3 protein-coding genes are annotated in these 2638 nt (G+C 72.0%); 2 read left to right on the top strand and 1 reads right to left on the bottom strand.

Annotated features, from left to right (window positions below; all coding sequences use genetic code 11):
• Positions 1-24: 24 nt before the first annotated feature.
• Positions 25-1539: a biotin carboxylase gene (locus ACFPZL_RS12140; protein WP_218113822.1), complete on the bottom strand. Its 1515-nt coding sequence runs from the start codon at positions 1537-1539 to the stop codon at positions 25-27.
• A 39-nt stretch (positions 1540-1578) separates the two neighbouring features.
• Between ACFPZL_RS12140 and dapB the strand changes: the two genes are divergently transcribed.
• Both dapB and ACFPZL_RS12130 read left to right on the top strand, forming a co-directional pair.
• The gene (gene dapB, locus ACFPZL_RS12135) at positions 1579-2325 is read left to right on the top strand and encodes a 4-hydroxy-tetrahydrodipicolinate reductase (RefSeq protein WP_218113823.1); all 747 of its coding nucleotides are present in this window, start codon (positions 1579-1581) and stop codon (positions 2323-2325) included.
• Positions 2322-2638 (top strand): hypothetical protein (locus tag ACFPZL_RS12130; RefSeq protein WP_382335612.1); only part of this gene is annotated, 317 nt, incomplete at its 3' end. The genes dapB and ACFPZL_RS12130, both read left to right, overlap by 4 nt.

Raw genomic sequence — 2638 nt, 5'->3', positions numbered from 1 at the left:
CGCTGCGGCCTCGGCCGGCCGGCCTCAGCGGCCCAGCTTCTCGCGCAGCACGCGCACGCCCGCGCGCCAGTACCTCGTGATCGTGCCGATCCGCTCGCCGCGGTAGGCGGACTGCACGGCCGGTATCAGGCGCTTCACGAGCGGCGTGAGCGCGTAATGCTCCTCCTGCGCCCGCGCGCGGATCACCAGCATGCCGGCGTCGACGCCGGGGCCGCAGATGTCGCCGTCTCCGATCGCGCGGAACCAGAAGGCGTCCTCGCCGTCGGCGAGGCCCTGCCAGTCGCGTTCGGCGTCGACGAACACGAGGCCGGCGGCGCCGTCGATGATCCGGTACCGTCCCGTGCCGGGAGAGGCGACGATGCGATCGACGTGCGGGCCGGGGTACTGGATGACGAGGGTGCTCCACTCCTGGCCGGCGAGCGCCGCCTCGCGCTCCGCGCGGATCGCGTCGAGATCCAGCGAGAACTCGCGTCCCGAGTACTCGAGCAGATGGTAGGCGAAGAGCGGCGGCGTCGTGTCGCCGGGCGTGAGGTTCGAGTGCGCCGAGGAGCCGCTGATGCGGGGGTTGAGCTCGCCGAGATAGACCTCGCCGGTGTCGGTGTCGAGCAGGATGCTGACCTCGAGGATGCCGCGGTAGCCCTCCTCGGCCAGCCGCCCGCAGAAGCGCTCGATCAGCGAGCCGATGCGGTGGCGGGTGCCGTCGTCGACGAGCCCCGGGTACATCTCGCTGCCCGACCAGCCGCCGCGATACGCGGTCAGTTCGGGATGCCCGGTGATCTCGCGCAGCACGGGTCCCACGACGGTGCCGGCGCGGGTGATGACCGCTTCCGCGGCGAGCGGCAGATGCTCGATGTGGCGCATGGCCTTGATCCGGGGCCCCACGATCTCGTTCGCGATCCGATCGAAGTCGGTTTTCGACGCGACGAAGTAGGTGGTGCGTCCCGAGTCGCCGTAGGCGAGCTGGATCACGAGCCGTTCGCCGAGGCCGGCCTGCTCCGCCTGGGCGCGCAGGTCCTCCCAACCGGTGATCGTGGTGAGCAGGTTCGGCACGCTCGCCGCACCGGCCTCGTCGCCGAGCTGCGTCGTCACGATCTTCGAATCGAGGCGGGTCCGCAGCGCGACGCTCGGCATGATGAGGTCGTAGCCGAGCTGCGCGCACAGCCGTTCGGAGGTCTCGTCGAACATGGCGAGCACGATCTGGGGCCGGTATCCGGCGGGCGTGCGGCTGGCGATGTAGGCCTGCACCTGGTCGTTGCCGAGCAGCCAGTTCGCGACGTTGACGTTGCCGCGCGGCTCGATGGCCGGGATGTTCGTCGGGGTGAAGGACCTCGGATGCGCGCCGTCCCAGCTGTCGCTCAGCGTGACGTAGTGGAAGCCGCCGACCCAGCGGTCGAGCCCGACGAGGTTGGTCGCGCTGCGGCTGAGGTAGAAGACGGGCTGCGGCGAGTCGCGCAGATGCGCCCGGATCTCGGCGGCCGTGACGAGCGGCGCGGCGGGTTCGGGGGAGCGGGGATCCGATGCGGGGGGCGCCGTGGTCATGGTTCGAGCGTAGCCGAGGTCGGGCGGTAGAATCGGGGTATGAGTACGGGCGTCGCGGTTTCGGGGGCGCGTGGGCGCTTGGGCTCGCTGGTGTGCGAGGTCGTCGGGGAGCATCCCGCGTTCGAGCTGGTCGCTCAGCTCGGCCGCTCCTCCGGACCGGACGCCGGCACCGGCGCCGGGATCCTCGTCGATGTCAGCCACCCCGAAGCGTCGCCGGCCATCGTCGAGCGCGCGCTCCGCGCGGGTCAGCGCGTCGTCGTCGGGACGAGCGGCTGGTCCGAGGCGAGACTCGCCGGGCTGCAGTCCCTCATCGAGGAGCTGGACTCGGGCGGCGATGCGGCGACGGCGGTCGTCATCCCGAACTTCTCGCTGGGGTCGGTGCTCGGAACGGTGCTCGCCCGGGTCGCCGCGCCCTATTTCGACAGCGTCGAGATCGTCGAAGCCCACCACGACGCCAAGGTCGACTCTCCGAGCGGAACCGCGGTCCGTACGGCCGAGCTGATCGCCGATGCGCGTGCCGGTGAGCCGGTCTCGGCGCCGTACGCGGAGCAGCGCGCGCGCGGCGAGTCGATCCGGGGGATCCCGGTGCACAGCCTGCGCATGCGCGGCGTGATCGCGAAGCAGGAGGTCCGCTTCGGCGGCACGGGGGAGGCGCTCACGGTCACGCACGACACCCACTCACCCGACGCCTACCGCGCCGGCATCCGCGCCGCGCTGGAGGCCGCGAGGGATGCCACGGGGTTGATCGTCGGCCTGGATCGCGTGCTCGGATTGCGTGCGCCGTGAACGCTCGGACCCGCTCCATCCTCGGGGTCGCGATCATCGCGGCGGTCCTCGTGCTCTACTTCGCGCTCACCGGGGTGCGCGCGGTGGCCCTGCTCGCCTCGGGTACCCCGCTCGCGGTCACCATGGGGCTCGCGCTGCTCGTCCTGCCGCTGATCGGAGTCTGGGCGCTGGTGCGGGAACTCCTCTTCGGCGCGCGATCGACGGCGCTGGTCGACCGTCTCGACGCCGAAGGAGGCCTGCCGGCCGATCTGGGCGACGCCGGCCCGACGGGCAAGGCGGATCGGGCGGTCGCGGACGCGGCGTTCCCCCGGTA

Origin of the sequence: Leucobacter soli (assembly GCF_042659205.1) — a bacterium.
GTDB classification, from domain to species: Bacteria; Actinomycetota; Actinomycetes; order Actinomycetales; family Microbacteriaceae; genus Leucobacter; species Leucobacter soli.
The sequence above is the reverse complement of the archived record's forward strand: the minus strand, read 5'-3'. Positions and strand labels throughout refer to the sequence as shown.

Coding starts and splice junctions, on each gene's coding strand:
- ACFPZL_RS12140 (WP_218113822.1), bottom strand. CDS start 1,539: ATGACCACGGCGCCCCCCGCATCGGATCCCCGCTCCCCCGAACCCGCC.
- dapB (WP_218113823.1), top strand. CDS start 1,579: ATGAGTACGGGCGTCGCGGTTTCGGGGGCGCGTGGGCGCTTGGGCTCG.